Genomic DNA, 14,367 nt, shown 5'->3' with positions numbered 1-14,367 from the left:
AACGATGAGTTGCGTACTCCAAACAACTAGATTACAGCTTCGACTTTGCCAGATAGAGGATATCCAACTCATTCACAAGCTCTGGACGAGCGATCGCATTCGATATTTCCTATTCGACAACCGGATAATTTCGTCTGACGAGGCGCAAGCATTCGTCGAGGACAGCCTCGCCAACTTTGAACAGCATGGGTACGGACTCTGGCTAGTCTTTATGCGCGACCTTGACTATCTTGTCGGTTTTGCTGGCTTCTTGCCTTCAGAGGAATGGACTCCCAGTTTAATCTACGGAGTTCATCCCGATCGCTGGGGATATGGTTACGCAACAGAAGCCGCCAGCGCAGTGTTGAGCTATGCTCTGGACAAGCTTGCCCTTCCCAAGGTGAGGGCGGATGTGGACGAACCGAATATTGCCTCTGTGCGGGTGCTTGAGAAGCTAGGGATGAGGCAAACGGGACGGGAAGTCGTCAACGAGCATCCTCTCCTTTACTTTGAAAAGTTGCGATCGCCTTAAGCAGTGCAAAAATTATCGCGATCGCAAAGTATTGGCTGCAAAGTATCGGCTGCAATGTCAGCTTGTCACCCAATCAGGTGAGGTGTTATTTCCGCAATTGCTTGTAGTATGCCTGTAGTGAATTGCAACTTTAATTGCCGGAATTACGGCAATGTAGGCATCTAAGCTAATTTTATGATTACTTTAACAATGCGTCCTTATGCAGGGGAAGCAGATTTAGAAGCGATCGCTCACTTTTTTAACGCCTGCGAAGCAGTCGATCGCCTAGACCAAGGCACGTCTGTCGCCGAACTACGGCAGGCTTTTGAGTCGCCATCGTTTGACAAAGAGCGCAATCTGCGATTGTGGGAGGATGCCAACGGTCAGCTAATGGGCAGCGGTCAGATGTGGATTCCGCCACACGGTGCAGCAGTCGTTGAGGGTTTCCTAAGGTTTCGCGTCCATCCGAACGCGCGTGGCAGAAATCTGGAAATGCAGATCATTGCCTGGGGTGAGGAACGGATGCGGGAAGTTAGTCGGGAGCGAGGGAGGAGTGTTAAGCTACGCTCTAGCACCCGCAATGACCAAGCTGAACGCATTGCTTTGTTAGATAGTTGCGGTTTCACAGCTGACAGGTACTTTCTTACAATGGAGCGCAGGCTTGTAGCCGACGCAGAGCGATCGCTTTATCTTCCGATTCCTGAACCGCAGTTTCCAGAAGGATTCGTACTGCGCCACTCTCAAGGCGAACAAGATGCGGAAGCTTGGGTGGAACTGCACAATCAGTCTTTTTTTGACCACTGGAATCACTTCGATTTAACAGTCGAGGAACACAAGCATTGGTTAAGTGACCCTGATTATCGACCGGAACTCGATTTAATTGTAGTTTCTCCAGACGGGACATTTGCTGGCTACTGTCACTGCCATATCGCTACGCAGGATAACATCCGGAGCGGACGCAATGAAGGTTGGATTGGCATCCTTGGTACTCGGCGCGGCTTTCGCCGGATGGGGTTGGGACGAGCGATGTTGCTTGCGGGACTGCATCAGTTGAAAGCCGCGGGTGTGGATACAGCGAAGCTTGGTGTCGATTCCCAAAATGCGAATGATGCGTTGCGGTTGTATGAGTCGGTTGGCTTTTGCAAAGCGTTCACCCGCATTTTCTACGTCAAGGATGTGTAAAAAATCCTGGCGCTAAAAAGCCACAAAAAAAGTTTTTCAACCCCTTGACATTTTTTGTAGCACAAATGTAGTATTAAAGAGAAGCAAAGCAAAAGCATTTCTCTTCTTGGCTTGCTTTACCTACCAGCTTGAAGGAGGTGTCTAAAATGGTTCATATTCGTTTTGAAGGTCGTTCCTACGACATCGAAGAAAATCAACTGGGTGTAACGGATGGGATGAATGACAAATCCGTTAAGGAACGCCTCGCACAGCATTTTGATGTTAGAAGCGAGCGCTTCCAATCCTACGTTGTCGATCGTCGTCCCAGTGGCGATTTAATTGTGCGCCCAGAAGCAGTTTATGGCTAAATAGTTTTGAATTTTAAATTCATTCAAAACTCAAACGCCAAAACTCAAAATTATTACTGTCCCGCGCCCTGACAGAGAAAGCATACACACCATTGATAACGATCCTAAGGTAGTGAAATTCGGGCGACCGAACTAGCGAAGCATTCCAAGTCTCTCGTCAGATGCGGTTTGCGCGTCCACTGCTAAGCAATGTTTAGTAAGAACGGTCGTAAGTTGTAATAAAGCTTTTTCGACTTGCACGGGCGTAACTGTCAAAACTTTTCCCGCGTCCTAACTTGTAAAGCATACACACATTCCCGTTACGATTGGGGAGGTAGTGGGTATTCTTCGAGAAGGCTTCACCTACGATTCCCACCAGATGCTTTTAATGTATCTGTAGCTCAATGGGTAGAGAGCCAAAGTGATAACCGCTTTGCTAACTTGTACGGGACTTAACATTTAAAATCATGGGGATTGATGGCACGCGCCCCGACTCTTGAAGCATACAAACTGGTAACATTCAGGAAACTGAATTGTAGGTTCGATTCCTACCCTCTCCGCTGCTTGGAGAGGTAAAAAAAGCTTCTTTGACTTGCGCGTAGCTACTATCCTTTAACCCAACTGGAAATAAAAAAAAGCTTCCACTTCGTACCCAAACTTAAAAAGCTTACATACTAGCTCTGTGGTAGAGCAATCGAATCTTAATCGATAGGTCGGGTTCAACTCCCGTTAACTATAGCTTTCTTAACTTGTACGAAGTGACAATTTTTTCCAAAACAGATTGCAAACTAAATAGTGTCTTTTATGGATACTCAGCTTTAAATTTTGTGTTCCGCACCCTAACCTGAGAAGCATACACACATCCGCCTGATAAGCGGGAGATGTAGGTTCAATTCCTACCGCTGCCATTATTTGGCAGTGTAGAGTAACGGTAACTCTCCAGTGAATCGCTTTTTAAACTTGTGCGGGACACTCATTATTTCTAATTTTCAAAATTTCCACTACGCGCCCTAATCGATAAAGCTTACATACTAGCTCATCTGGTAGAGCACTTGACTCATAATCAAGCAGTGACGGGTTCAACTCCCGTGTATATCCGAACAGCTTTCTCAACTTGCGCGTAGTGTCAATATTTCATTTCCAATTATGAGGAGGAGTATAACAATGTCTGTAAAAACACTTGATATTTTAGAACAGTTAAAATCATTAACGCTAATTGAGACGGCTGAACTGGTTACGCAAATTGAAAATACTTTTAGAGTTGATGCTTCTCCTCGCCAGTGGACAGTGATTACTGAGGAAAAAGAGGACAAGTCTGAAAACCCACCAGTACAAACTGAGTTTGATGTGGTTCTGGAGGAAGTTCCTCCTGATAAGAAGATTGCAATCCTCAAAGTTGTACGGACTTTGACAGGATTGGATCTGAAGGCAGCAAAAGACTTTGTTGAGTCAGCGCCGAAAGTGATGAAGGAAGCGATCTCTCTCGCAGACGCTAACGACATCAAGCAACAGCTAGAAGTAGCAGGTGCGAAAGTATCTCTGAAGTAATGGCGGTTGTGAAATACCAATCAGTCGGTGAGATAGAAAATCTAATTGCGGCATTCGAGAATTGCACCTTGCCACGAAGCGAGTGGGATCATCATGCACACTTAACCGTTGCAGTATGGTATCTCACTCGTTACTCGGAGGCGGAAGCGACGAATTGCATACGCGATCGCATCCAGCACTACAACAAAGTTAATGGCATCCAAACCACCAACGACAGGGGCTATCACGAAACCATAACTCTATTTTGGATTCGGATAATAAGTAGATATCTGTCGATTGCAGGGAAAGATTTTTCTATCGTAGATATTGCTAACGCGTTTATCAAAATTTACGGGAAAAAGTCTTTTCCCTTGCAATACTACAGCCGCGATCGCTTAATGTCCTGGCAAGCTCGGATAACTTGGCTTGAACCGGATTTGAAACCTTTAGATTAGCAGGGATGACAGTCTCTTGCTTGGCGAATTATAATGGCAGTTGTCGCCGCGCCCCAACAGAAAAAGCTTACATACCCTTTTAAGGTAAAAAAACAGCTTTCTCGACTTGCGCGGCACCAAATTACTTGCGTGCGACATCTGCCTCCTCAACACTTCAAGATGCAATGGAGGTAGTTGCAATGAATACACTAGAACGCGACTTGCGTTTAGAAATGCTCAATAGTCTGCTGACTACGCCACATCGGGAACTCGGTAAGGTAGCAGAAGTGCATAAGATGATGGTCGAACTTGACCCCATCTTTTACGGACACTTGGCTGCATGGTATCAGCGCCAGGGTGATGTCCGCGACCACAAGGAAGTTTTCGTCGGTAATTTGCTCACCAGCAGCTTGAACGAACATCGGGGTGCAGGTTTCATGATGCTACAAGAGTTTCCGCCTTACCAGGTGGCGCGAATTGTAGACTTTATGAAGCAGCATCAGCAAAAGTTACCGCGTTCGGCGCGGACTGCGGTGCGGCGTTATTTGCAGGAACGGGAAAAGAATGCAGCGTTTTTCGATCGCGCAGCGGTGCGGGGACGCAAGGCGATGAAGCATCTTTATGCAAGTTTGCACATACGCCCTAGCGATCGCGCTAACGCCATACTATTCAAAGATGCACCGCCGGAAGATAGTCTTGCGTTTGCACTCAAGCAACTGGCTGCATCAGAAACACCAGAAGCAAAAGCACAACTGATTGCAGAACACAAAATTCCCTACACTGTTGCCATTGGTGCGGTGAAGGAAGTAACGCCAGAAGTGCTGATGGCGCTGGTTAACGCCATGTCACCGCAAGAAGTAATTAACAACCTCAAGTCGCTGCAAGCGCGGGGTGCGATGGAAAACGCCGAGGTGAAGGCGCTGATTGATGCAAAATTGACAGAAGCTGCAACAAGCGATCGCGTCTCTGCATTCAAGGCGATGAAAGCAGCAGGTGTCGCTAACGTCGATGATGCAACTGTGGCGCAACTAGAGCAAGTTGTCAACGAACAGGTGAAAAAGCGGGGTAAGATTACCAAGTCTACCGCCTTGTTTGTAGACAAAAGCAGCAGCATGACTGAGGCGCTGGAAGTCGGAAAGCAAATTGCAGCTTTGATTTCTGGTATTAGCGAAGGCAATTTGTTTGTTTACGCTTTCGATACCAAAGCTGTTGAAGTAAAAGCACAAGGTAAGGCGCTGTCAGATTGGGAAAAAGCTTTCCAGCACCTATTCCCAGAAGGTTGCACTAGCATCGGTGCATCGCTAGAAAAGATGCGTCAGCAGAAGCAGTCGGTAGAACAGATTATTATTGTCACCGATGAAGGCGAAAACAACACCCCTTACTTCAACACAGTTTATCCCCGGTACTGCGAAGATTTGAAGATGATGCCGAATGTAATTATTGTCAAAGTCGGCAATCATAGCAACTACTTAGAGCGGCAGTTGCAGCAATCTAAAGTACCGCTGGAAACATTCACCTTCGCAGGTGATTACTACTCGCTGCCAAACTTGGTGCCATTGCTGTCTCGCCCATCTCGCCTTGAGTTGCTGATGGAAATTCTGGAGACACCATTACCAGTGCGAGTTGATAACTAGCTCGGCTCAATTGTAGCGCGAGAAAACCTAACCCCTAACCCCCTCCCTTTGTAAGAAAGGGGAAAAGCCCCTCTTCTGCGAGGAGAGGGGTTGGGGAGAGGTCAACAAAATTATTAGTCAAGGAGGAACAAATCTGGTGGAAATAACTGCACAAGTTGTCAAAGAACTGCGCCAACAAACAGGTGCAGGCATGATGAATTGTAAAAAGGCACTGGATGAAACCAATGGCGATATGACCAAAGCGATCGCATGGTTGCGCCAAAAAAGTATGAGTAGAACATGCGGCGGAAGCCATCGTATTTCGGCAGAAGGAATTATTGACAGCTACATTCATACTGGCGCTAAAGTTGGGGTGCTAGTAGAAGTAAACTGCGAAACTGACTTTGTAAGTCGCAGCGAAGTATTCCAAACCTTAGTGCGGAACATCGCTATGCAAATTACGGCTTGTCCGAATGTGGAATACGTAAAAATAGCAGATATTCCGGCTGAAATTGTCAAGAAAGAAACAGAAATCGAAATGGGGCGGGATGACTTAGCTAACAAACCAGCAAATATCAAAGAAAAAATTGTTCGGGGACGAATTGAAAAGCGCCTGAAAGAAATGTCTTTGATGGATCAGCCTTACATTCGTGACCAAAATATCGTGGTGGAAGAACTGGTTAAGCAAAGCGTCGCCCAACTCGGCGAAAATATCCAAGTGCGTCGCTTTATCCGCTTTGAGTTAGGCGAAGGAATTGAAAAGCCTGAAAGTAACTTTGCCGAAGAAGTCGCTGCACAAATGGGCGGTAGTTAATAAAGCTGACAGTTTATACTTGTGGGGCGGGCATCTTGTCCGCCCTACTTTCTTCGGAATCGTTAAATTACTTCTACTCAGCACTTCCAAGATAAGATAGTCTCTATTATAAAAAATTAAAACAATGGCAAGCCCTTCCCTGCCAGTTCAAGATATACCTAGAGAACGCACCCATCGAGTTATCCTGCAAGGGGTTAGTTGGCAAACTTATCAAGCATTGTTAACTGAAATGGGTGATAATCGTTCTTCTCGTCTTGCCTACGATCGAGGTGTATTAGAAATCACAATGCCGTCCGACCGCCACGAAACCAATACGAAGCTTTTGGAACGGATGATTGAAGCATTAACTGAAGAGTTGGATTTACCGATAAAAGGATTTCGTTCAACAACTCTAAATCGAGAAGACTTACAGCGTGGTGCAGAACCAGATTCTTGCTATTACATCCAAAATGTTGAGCGCATTCAAGGTAGAACGATAGACCTTACCAAAGATCCTACACCTGATTTAGTGATTGAGGTTGATATTACCAGTCCCTCTAGTAGAAGATTGCAAATTTACAGTCAATTAGGAGTTTCTGAGGTTTGGCGTTATGTTGGGCAGCGGGTATAAATTTACCAGTTACAGGCAGGAACATACAATCTCTGCGAGAATAGCCCAACGTTTCCATTTGTATCTGTAGAAATTATCAATCAATTTTTACAGCAAGCAGAAACCCTGGATGACACTACTTTTATTCATACTTGGCGTAAGTGGGTAAGAGAGAAGCTGCGGGAAAAAGAGGTTTAGCCAGGGAGGATGCGATCGGGCTTAGAGTTGCTGATGGATATTCTGGAGACACAGCATCTTTATAAGAGCCTTATTCTAAAATTTATCTTATTAACAAATGCCCCAATAGTGATTTATAATTTTTGTGTCGCCATTCAAGATAATGTTTTTCTGGTAAATAATCTTTTTTCATAGGCGTTCGTAGGATGTTTCCGTTTAAATTCTTATAATCGCTTGTGTTAAGCAAGCAAGTATGAAGCTCTATTTTTCTTTTTTCTGGATTCTCCTCTGGGTAAATGCGAATTAGGTCAAGGTCAAAGAGCGTATGTATGTCTGCTCGTAAAATTAGACCGTTTTTAACATCGTAGTTTTCTTCTATCTGGTAGGGGACGATATGAGCCGCTTCTAAAGCTGCTGTTACGGTGCAACCTGTCATGGCACAGCAGTTATCATAAGCTGTGAGCAATTTTTCACGAAATTTAGCTTGCCCTCGTCGCTGCCCAATAGATAGTTTAATTTGTGTTACGGCTTCTCTAAGTTGTAAAATCTTAATTTTTGGGCTAGAACCTTCTAAGTCTAACCTCAGAGAGGTTTGTATATATTCTTCGTTATTAATCAATTTATTTGGCGATCTGCTTTCAAAAGACCCACTTCTATTTTCTTTAATAAGACCATGTTTTTCTGGGTCAAAATAGTCAGTAAATTTAGTTTTATTATTATACTTAGCGCCGCCGAAATTTGCTATTTCAATATCTATGCACCGCTTTAGATTTGCACCTTGGAGATATGTACCTCTAAGATTAGCTTCGTGCAAATTTACTTCTTGTAGCTTTGCACTTTTAAGATTTGCGCCTTGAAGATAGACACCTTTGAGCTTAGATTTTTGGAGTTTTGCTCCTTGTAAATTTGCTCCTTGGAGTTTCGCTCCTCGTAGGTCAGCTTCTTGAAGATTTGCCTGTCGTAGGTCAGCTCCTTGAAAATTTGCTTCTTGTAGGTCTGCGCCTTGGAGATTTGCTTCTTGTAGGTCTGCTCCTTCGAGTTCTACATATACATCTTTAGTAAAATCTCTTTTTCCATTCTCATAAAGTTTCAAAAATTCTCTTTTATCGGAAATTATCATTTATTTACCCCTATATAGCTATGAAAATTGAGATGCTTCCTATTGTTGAGATTTAAATATTTTTCATTATATTTTAACTCATAATAATGTCTTGACTATTGCAGGAGAGTAGTTCATTCTGAACTATATATATTGCAGAGCATTTGTGCTGCTTTAGCAAATTATTTATCAAGTAGCGTGTTGATGTAAAGCAAAGCACGAACGGGAACTCACCCAGCCGTTTCAGCAGTGCAGTCAGCAAGCTGGATTGAGGTGCAGTCAGTCACGGATATAAATAAAGTGCATACCCTTCAGATAGATACAGGGCTTGACTTAGGTGAGTGTGCTGCCATTGTTCTTGCTTTAGGAGTTGGGAACGAATCGGTTGCTGATAGATGAGCGGATTGACAAACGCTGTTCTTTCTTAAGTTGACAGCAATGGGAATTGCCATGCCCCTACAATGGCAATGCCACGCCCCGACGGAACGTTAGAACCGCAATCTATTCCACCCAACCGAGAAACGCTCTATGCTCTATCGTAATTTCTCAACCCAAGCCGAGCTGGATGCTGAATATGACGTAGAAAAGTCGGTGCCAGACTTCACGGTGTACGCAGATTTCTACGTGAAAACAAGCGCTAGCGTTCGCTCTGCGTTGCCTTGCAAACTCCAGCTTCCCTTTGGCCCTACTCTAGCCGAACATCTGGATATCTTTCCAGCAGCTCAACCGGATGCCCCCATCTTGGTGTTTATTCACGGTGGTTACTGGCGGCTGCTCAGCAGCCAGGATTTTAGTTTAGTCGCTAAAGCACCTGTGGAAGCGGGAGTTACAGTAGTCGTCACCAACTATGCCTTGTGTCCTACCGTGACAATGGATGAGATAGTACGCCAGAGTCGAGCAGCGGTTGCTTGGATTTATAAAAATGCTTCTAGTTTTGGAGGCGATCGCCATCGAATTTATGTCTCCGGTCACTCGGCAGGCGGTCAATTAACAGCGATGCTGATGGCAACTGATTGGGAAGAAACTTACGGTTTACCTGCCGATATCATTAAAGGAGGCTGCGCGATTAGTGGTTTATTTGACCTGATGCCCTTCCCTTACACCTGGCTGCAACCCGCTTTACAGTTGAATTGGGGAGAAGTTCTCCGCAACAGCCCCATCCTGCATATTCCTGACAAAGCCGGATCGTTGATTGTCACCTACGGCGGAGATGAATCCAAAGAATTTAAACGCCAGTCCGATGAGTTTCTAGCAGCCTGGAAAGCGAAAGGTTTGGAGGGCGAATATCTACCCCAACCTGGTAAAAACCATTTTACTGCCATTGATGGTTTTCTGGATGTCAATAGCGACCTGTGTACTACTATCCTGCGACAGATGGGCGTTAAGGCGTAGCGTTTATCAAGAGTTGGGTTATGAGCGGATCGCCTCTACCAACAAAAATGCCCTCTTGTGAGAGGGCAGCATTGCTTTTATGGATTTGAGGAATTTCATCGATACAAATAAAACCGTAAGCCGTGGATGTGACGCGGGCGTGGCAATCAAATATCAATGTTGCGATCGCCTTCGAGTCTCGCCAGTGATGGGGTTCTTTTAGCCTGGGAAGGCAGTTTTGTTTCTAGAGATGCGATCGCGCTTGTCTCTCCGTCTGACGGATTCTCTTATTCAAGCGCGATCGCATCTACCCAATCTTGATAATCGGGATCTCGATTTTCCGTAATTGCGATGAGTTTTTCTCGCAGTTTCTCAGTAATCGGTTTGCTTTCTGGTAGTTGATAATTTTCAATTTTTTTGATTGGCGCAACCTTGGCAGCAGTCCCGCTCAGAAAAACTTCGTCAGCAATGAAAAGCTCTGATTTATCAACGGGTCTTTCTATTGTTTTAATTCCTAAATTTCTGGCAATTGTTAGGACACTGTCTCTGGTAATTCCTTCTAGAATATCCTGTTCAAATCCAGGGGTAATCAGTTGCCCATTTCTCACTAAAAATATATTCATCCCAGAGGCTTCGCAAATTTTCCCCTGAGAATTCATCATAATTGCCTCGTCAAAACCGGACTCTACCGCTTCAGTTTTCGCTAAGGCAGAAGTAATATATGCGGCGCTGATTTTGCCTCGCAGAGGCAAGCTGCGATCTTCTTGTCGATACCAAGAACTAATTCGACAGCTGACTCCTTCGGGAGATAAATAATCTGCTAGCTCAATTCCGTAAACTAAAAAATCTTTCTCAACATTATGGAGTCTAGGGGCAATTCCTAACCCTGAAGTATATACAAAAGGTCTGATATAAAAAGACTTGTTTGGTTGATTCTTTTTAACTAAATCAACGATAATTTCTCGAATGTTGGAAGCGGGTAAATCATAGTGTAAATACTTAGCACTATCACTTAACCTTTGGCAATGACGGTCTAACCTAAATAGTAAAATTTGCTTATCATTTTGAGGGTCAGGAATCCCCCTTAATCCACCAATCGCCCCCGTTCCATAGTGCAAAGCCTGGGTAGCAATCGAAAGTTTGGCTTCACTAAAAGGGACAAATTTGTTCTGAAAGTAAGCAATGGGTAAAAAATTATTCATAAGCTTAAAGAAGTTTTCCCAGGTGTTTTTCAATTTCCCGATTGTGAGCATACACATTCGGCTTCCTTAACTTTCTTTCAAAATTCCAAAGGGACAGGTGTTCCCACTAAATTAAGGAATTCAAGAAAGTGAGTGACTATTACTATAAATGATGACTTGACTTCGATCTAGTAGAAATTTCGATTATGAATAAAACATTTTAATAGTAGGGTGAGCAATGCTCACCCTACTGCTGGGCTAACAACTAGGAATCTCGTTACCCGCGATCGCAGGTTGGGGTGATTCTGGCACCAGACGCCCGACGGCTTGCTTGACAAATCCTTGCAAGAAAGCAATTCGTTGATTTTGCTGAAACACTTTTTGCAGGGTTTCGCGCAACTGATCGAGATTCAAGAGACGCCCTTCGGCTGTCGTAGCGGCTTCCTGCGCTTGGAAATATTCAATCAAGCTTAAACCAGCTAAGCGGGTTAGATAGGCAGCACTGACGCCCTGAACCGCTCCTCCGGCGACGAATGTGATGGCATTGCTCTTCAGAACCCCACCAACGGTTTGAGTAGTCAGTTCGACTAAACCAAGCTTGAGCATCAAGCTACCCATTGTCCCAGCGATCGCTTGCGCTTGTTGAACAGAGAATTTTTGCTGATAAAGATTACCGAGATCCATGACTAGCTGACCATTAATGGCAGCAGTTGCCAGCAAATCCAAGGCAGGTACAGGGTTCGCAAAGGCGGTGGCGGCAGCAATCCACTGATATTGCTCGATAACGGGAAGGGCGCGATCGCGTCTCACTTCATTTAAGGCGGATTTCGCTTCGGCTTTCAGCGCATAAGCTGCCCTCCAAGCCGTTGCCCAAACGAGCTGTTGACTTTCTTGGGCTAAAATTTGGCTTAACCGACCCGCGATCGCACTCATCTCAGGCGCTGGGGTTTCCATCCACTCCCGCACCGATCCATCCGGTTGATGCTGGCGCACTTTGATGGCGCTGGGGGAAGCCGCGATCGCCACAACATCCTCTCCCTTCAGCGTTCCTTGCATTCGTTGCTGCAATTGCTGCAACACCGTGGCGCGTTCTTCAGGTAAATACCGATCTTGTTTGTTCAAAACTAGCACTGCACGCTGTTTAGATGCCGCTAGTTGCTGTAAGGTTTGATATTCTGGATCGGTCAAATCTCCATTCGTGACAAATAGCACTAAATCTGACCTCTCCACTAACCCTTCTTGATTCAGGGAAGGGGGTGGGGTTTGGTCAGTTGCAGTAAATAACGCGGGTGTCTCCTGCAAGCCGAGTTTTTGCGGCTGTTGCGAAACCCAGTTGGACTCTAAAACTTGAATTAAGGTAGATTTACCGACTGACTTTCCGCCAGTGACTGCTAAATGCATCTCCTGACGGTCGATTTCAGTCGTAATTTTGGCGAGTTGTTCTCTTAGCGGGACATTTGCCGGATGCTTTTCTGCCTCTGCCTCTAGCTGGCTAATCGTACCTTCGGTTTGAGCGATCGCTTTTTCTACCGTTTCCCTGTCCATCTGGCCGACATCTGGCAGATGAAGCTCTTTGGCTGTCTGTTTCTGGAATAACCAGAAGCCAGCGCCGAGTGCGATCGCGCCAATTACACTAAACTCACCGACTGTCCCGGCTGAGTCATGAAAACTCTGCAACAGCCAAAGCGAGAATGATAGACCAATTCCCCCGACTAAAATCGGACGCCGCAAATTCACAGCCATAAATATTTAAATGTAACCCAATCGCTGCTAACCAGCCTACAACAAATCCCTGCAACCTTTTGGGATTGCAGGGATTGTTTACTTTTGTATTTGGTGGCGGGAAGTGGATTTGAACCACTGACCTTCGGGTTATGAGCCCGACGAGCTACCAGGCTGCTCTATCCCGCGTCGTTTTTGCCAACCTATTTACTATAACGCAAATTTAGGAATGTGGCAACTACATCATTGAAAGTTCCCCAACGACATCTAGGCGCTTGAATTTGCTCAAGCTCATAAAGTTCTCCGAGAGGGTTTCCGCCACCGTGGGACTAATCCAACCCATTTGCTTAAGTAAATGAATAGCAACGGCACACTTTGCCCGTCCAGCTCCATCCGCCACCTTAATTGCCAGTCCCATACCTTCGCCAACTCGACCAATACACTGAATTCCTTCTGCCCCCCCTTTACTGATGATTTCGCCTTCAGTCAGACGCATGAGTTCTGTATCAAATAACCCTTCTCCTGCCACCATATTCGGATGATGGGTCATGGCGCGGACGATGCGCTCCATATCCAAATTATTCCCAGAGGCAAGCTGGGCATACAACGTACCCATTTGCCCCAGCTGCATAAAGTAGGTAGGAGCGCCACAATCATCGTGGGCACTGATGAACTCGACAGCGGGCATTCGCAGCAATTCGGCAACTTTGCCTAAAATTAGCTGCTGAACGGGGTGGTTCCGCTGCAAATAGGTATTCAGGGGCCAATGCCTTGCTTGGCAAACGGCAAGCATTCCAGCGTGTTTCCCGGAACAGTTAAATTCCAGGGGACTCCGTTTGCCTTCTGGAATTGGACACTGAAGTGCTGATGGGTCAACATCCGAGCGCCAAAGAACGTTAAAAGCTTGTCGGACTTGGGCGGTCGTGCCTTTGTGGGAGCTACAGATAATCGCTAAGTCTCGATCCGTTAGCTTGTAGCGTTCCAGGGTGCCGGTAGTCGTAATTGCCAGCGCCTGAAATGGCTTGAGGGCGGAACGAACAAAAGCAGCAGTTTCCGAACTGCCTGCCACGGATAGAACGCGCCCTCGGTTGTCACAGACGACTGCTTGGGCGCGATGCGTTGATTCAATAATGCCTTCGCGCAGCAACCGAACTTCCAGTTCTGCGGATTGATTTCTTTTTCCCCTTGTCATGGGTAAGACTTTATCACTTTTTGTTAGTTGTTCAGTAGCTTGCGATCGCTTGTTCTGAGGTCGTCGGTAGACTGTGAAGCCTTTCCTTACTATCCTCTACCTCTGGCTCAATGACCTAATGCCTAATGACTCATTACAGGAAATACCAAGTTAGACTACCTGCAAAGAAAAATAAGGCAAGCAAGACAAAGGTTCGCTGTAACCGCTGAAGGATTGGTTGAACTTGGTAAGTGACGATCAAGCGATCGCGGGTCAAAATTTCTTCTGGCTTTGTCCAGCACTGACCGTCGTACCAACCGGATTCTTCATAAAATACTTGTTGATTCTCTAAGCGCGATCGCACGTAAGACCAACCCAAGTACAGCCGCACCAGTGCCAATACCAGTCCCAGGCTCGCTCCTGCTGCACCCATGAGGATAAACTTGCTCGGATACTTTCCTGGCGCAAAGCTTGCTGCTGCCATCGGACCGGCGATGAACCAGCCGAGACCCCAAATCCAAGCCAGCTTTCTGATGTATCCTCCCAGTTCCAGCGTCACCCAGCGAAAAGACCAGGAATCCTTCAACTCCTGGTACTCATTGAGCGGTTGTTGTTCAGTGGGAACTGGGCAAACTGAAACTGGAGTTTCCATCATATTTTTACTCTTCCAT

At 45.7% G+C, this 14,367-nt stretch carries 15 protein-coding genes and 2 tRNA genes; 11 read left to right on the top strand and 6 right to left on the bottom strand.

All coding sequences use genetic code 11. The annotated features are described in order from the left end of the window. Positions 1-4 precede the first annotated feature (4 nt). The 9 genes from H6H02_RS11970 (at position 5) to H6H02_RS11930 (ending at position 6,996) form a co-directional block, all read left to right on the top strand. Positions 5-511, top strand: coding sequence for a GNAT family N-acetyltransferase (locus H6H02_RS11970; RefSeq protein WP_190817882.1), 507 nt, complete (start codon positions 5-7; stop codon positions 509-511). A 174-nt stretch (positions 512-685) separates the two neighbouring features. Further along, positions 686-1,672 (top strand): GNAT family N-acetyltransferase, encoded by a 987-nt coding sequence (locus tag H6H02_RS11965; RefSeq protein WP_190817880.1) that lies wholly within the window; start codon positions 686-688, stop codon positions 1,670-1,672. Positions 1,673-1,818: 146 nt separating this feature from the next. Beyond that, a complete protein-coding gene (locus tag H6H02_RS11960; protein WP_190817878.1) occupies positions 1,819-2,019 on the top strand; it encodes a hypothetical protein in 201 nt (66 codons plus the stop codon). A gap of 1,009 nt (positions 2,020-3,028) precedes the next feature. Then, positions 3,029-3,094, top strand: a tRNA-Met gene (locus H6H02_RS11955). 68 nt (positions 3,095-3,162) lie between these two features. Next, positions 3,163-3,546, top strand: a complete 384-nt coding sequence (rplL, locus tag H6H02_RS11950; RefSeq protein WP_190817876.1) for a 50S ribosomal protein L7/L12 — start codon at positions 3,163-3,165, stop codon at positions 3,544-3,546. Further along, a complete protein-coding gene (locus H6H02_RS11945; RefSeq protein WP_190817874.1) occupies positions 3,546-3,980 on the top strand; it encodes a hypothetical protein in 435 nt (144 codons plus the stop codon). The genes rplL and H6H02_RS11945 overlap by 1 nt, the downstream gene beginning before the upstream one ends. Before the next feature lie 179 nt (positions 3,981-4,159). Continuing rightward, on the top strand, positions 4,160-5,593 hold the full coding sequence (locus H6H02_RS11940; RefSeq protein ID WP_190817872.1) for a hypothetical protein: 1,434 nt from the start codon (positions 4,160-4,162) through the stop codon (positions 5,591-5,593). 133 nt (positions 5,594-5,726) lie between these two features. Continuing rightward, on the top strand, positions 5,727-6,386 hold the full coding sequence (tsf, locus tag H6H02_RS11935) for a translation elongation factor Ts (RefSeq protein WP_190818056.1): 660 nt from the start codon (positions 5,727-5,729) through the stop codon (positions 6,384-6,386). Between the two features lie 124 nt (positions 6,387-6,510). Next, positions 6,511-6,996, top strand: a complete 486-nt coding sequence (locus H6H02_RS11930) for a Uma2 family endonuclease (protein WP_242040676.1) — start codon at positions 6,511-6,513, stop codon at positions 6,994-6,996. A 259-nt stretch (positions 6,997-7,255) separates the two neighbouring features. Here the strand turns inward: H6H02_RS11930 and H6H02_RS11925 are convergent, their stop codons facing one another. Then, on the bottom strand, positions 7,256-8,272 hold the full coding sequence (locus H6H02_RS11925; protein ID WP_199329128.1) for a pentapeptide repeat-containing protein: 1,017 nt from the start codon (positions 8,270-8,272) through the stop codon (positions 7,256-7,258). A gap of 228 nt (positions 8,273-8,500) precedes the next feature. On the opposite strand from H6H02_RS11925, the gene H6H02_RS11920 reads away from it, so the two are divergent. Then, entirely contained in the window at positions 8,501-8,650 is a 150-nt protein-coding gene (locus H6H02_RS11920) for a hypothetical protein (protein ID WP_190817870.1), read from the top strand. Positions 8,651-8,779: 129 nt separating this feature from the next. Then, complete coding sequence (locus tag H6H02_RS11915) at positions 8,780-9,643, top strand: alpha/beta hydrolase (protein ID WP_190817868.1); 864 nt, start codon at positions 8,780-8,782, stop codon at positions 9,641-9,643. A gap of 266 nt (positions 9,644-9,909) precedes the next feature. Here H6H02_RS11915 and H6H02_RS11910 read toward each other — a convergent pair whose 3' ends face one another. The 5 genes from H6H02_RS11910 to H6H02_RS11890 form a co-directional block, all read right to left on the bottom strand. Further along, positions 9,910-10,824 (bottom strand): branched-chain amino acid transaminase, encoded by a 915-nt coding sequence (locus H6H02_RS11910; protein ID WP_190817866.1) that lies wholly within the window; start codon positions 10,822-10,824, stop codon positions 9,910-9,912. A gap of 237 nt (positions 10,825-11,061) precedes the next feature. Next, on the bottom strand, positions 11,062-12,546 hold the full coding sequence (locus H6H02_RS11905) for a DUF697 domain-containing protein (RefSeq protein ID WP_190817864.1): 1,485 nt from the start codon (positions 12,544-12,546) through the stop codon (positions 11,062-11,064). Between the two features lie 91 nt (positions 12,547-12,637). Beyond that, positions 12,638-12,714, bottom strand: a tRNA-Met gene (locus H6H02_RS11900). 49 nt (positions 12,715-12,763) lie between these two features. Beyond that, entirely contained in the window at positions 12,764-13,717 is a 954-nt protein-coding gene (locus H6H02_RS11895) for an asparaginase (protein WP_190817862.1), read from the bottom strand. 133 nt (positions 13,718-13,850) lie between these two features. Further along, positions 13,851-14,351 carry a CGLD27 family protein gene (locus tag H6H02_RS11890; RefSeq protein ID WP_190817860.1) on the bottom strand — a complete coding sequence of 167 codons (501 nt, stop codon included), beginning with the start codon at positions 14,349-14,351 and terminating at the stop codon, positions 13,851-13,853. Positions 14,352-14,367 lie beyond the last annotated feature (16 nt).

The organism is Coleofasciculus sp. FACHB-1120 (assembly GCF_014698845.1).
Taxonomy (GTDB): domain Bacteria; phylum Cyanobacteriota; class Cyanobacteriia; order Cyanobacteriales; family FACHB-T130; genus FACHB-T130.
The sequence above is the reverse complement of the archived record's forward strand: the minus strand, read 5'-3'. Positions and strand labels throughout refer to the sequence as shown.

Coding starts and splice junctions, on each gene's coding strand:
- H6H02_RS11970 (WP_190817882.1), top strand. CDS start 5: ATGAGTTGCGTACTCCAAACAACTAGATTACAGCTTCGACTTTGCCAG.
- H6H02_RS11965 (WP_190817880.1), top strand. CDS start 686: ATGATTACTTTAACAATGCGTCCTTATGCAGGGGAAGCAGATTTAGAA.
- H6H02_RS11960 (WP_190817878.1), top strand. CDS start 1,819: ATGGTTCATATTCGTTTTGAAGGTCGTTCCTACGACATCGAAGAAAAT.
- rplL (WP_190817876.1), top strand. CDS start 3,163: ATGTCTGTAAAAACACTTGATATTTTAGAACAGTTAAAATCATTAACG.
- H6H02_RS11945 (WP_190817874.1), top strand. CDS start 3,546: ATGGCGGTTGTGAAATACCAATCAGTCGGTGAGATAGAAAATCTAATT.
- H6H02_RS11940 (WP_190817872.1), top strand. CDS start 4,160: ATGAATACACTAGAACGCGACTTGCGTTTAGAAATGCTCAATAGTCTG.
- H6H02_RS11930 (WP_242040676.1), top strand. CDS start 6,511: ATGGCAAGCCCTTCCCTGCCAGTTCAAGATATACCTAGAGAACGCACC.
- H6H02_RS11925 (WP_199329128.1), bottom strand. CDS start 8,272: ATGATAATTTCCGATAAAAGAGAATTTTTGAAACTTTATGAGAATGGA.
- H6H02_RS11915 (WP_190817868.1), top strand. CDS start 8,780: ATGCTCTATCGTAATTTCTCAACCCAAGCCGAGCTGGATGCTGAATAT.
- H6H02_RS11910 (WP_190817866.1), bottom strand. CDS start 10,824: ATGAATAATTTTTTACCCATTGCTTACTTTCAGAACAAATTTGTCCCT.
- H6H02_RS11905 (WP_190817864.1), bottom strand. CDS start 12,546: ATGGCTGTGAATTTGCGGCGTCCGATTTTAGTCGGGGGAATTGGTCTA.
- H6H02_RS11895 (WP_190817862.1), bottom strand. CDS start 13,717: ATGACAAGGGGAAAAAGAAATCAATCCGCAGAACTGGAAGTTCGGTTG.
- H6H02_RS11890 (WP_190817860.1), bottom strand. CDS start 14,351: ATGATGGAAACTCCAGTTTCAGTTTGCCCAGTTCCCACTGAACAACAA.